Here is a 605-nt window from a genome sequence, read left to right as displayed (position 1 = left end):
GCCAGGCGCCGCCCGTCCGCGGCCTCGACCTCGGCGCCGAGCCGCAGCAGCGGCATGTCGTGCAGGAAGGCGTACCGGGTGGTCTTCTCGAAGCCGAACAGGAGGTCGGTCACCGCCGCCAGCGCCGTGCTCTTGCCGGCCTCGTTGGCGCCCAGCACCACGTGCAGGCGGGCGTCGGGCCGGAAGCTCACGGTCCGGTCGGTGAAGGCGCCGTAGCGCTCCAGGGCGAGGCGGATCAGCCGCATGATGCGCCCTCAGCAGTGCCGGCCGCCGAGGCGGCCCAGGATCAGCGCCTCGGCCTCGGCGCAGAGCGCGTCGAACTCGGCCTCCAGGTCGGCTTCGGCCGCAGCGGTGGCGGGCATCCGCGCGCCGATCTCGGCAAGCGCCGCCTTGGCGCGGGTGCGGAAATCCGGGTCGCGGTCGAGGTCGGCCAGAAGCGCCGCCGGGTCGATCGCCGCCCCGGAGGCGTCCACGGACGCGCGGGGCCGGCGGGTCTCGATCTTCAGGCGCTCCAGCCAGATGTCCTCGTGCAGCCGGTGGGCGGCGGCCTGGATCTCGGCGGTGACGCCCTCGCGGTCGGCCGACAGCGCGTCGTGGGCCGGGGT

At 75.5% G+C, this 605-nt stretch carries 1 protein-coding gene and 1 pseudogene; both read right to left on the bottom strand.

Features of this window, described 5'->3' with window-relative positions; all coding sequences use genetic code 11:
* Window positions 1-245, bottom strand: a 245-nt coding sequence (locus FV228_RS32050) for an AAA family ATPase (RefSeq protein WP_147857997.1), incomplete at its 3' end; no start/stop codon positions are given.
* Window positions 246-254: 9 nt separating this feature from the next.
* Window positions 255-605, bottom strand: a pseudogene (locus tag FV228_RS32045) (DNA repair exonuclease); the annotation flags it as partial.

The organism is Methylobacterium sp. WL18 (genome assembly GCF_008040015.1).
In the GTDB taxonomy this organism is placed as follows: Bacteria; Pseudomonadota; Alphaproteobacteria; order Rhizobiales; family Beijerinckiaceae; genus Methylobacterium; species Methylobacterium mesophilicum.
This window is presented reverse-complemented; position numbering and strand designations above follow the sequence as displayed.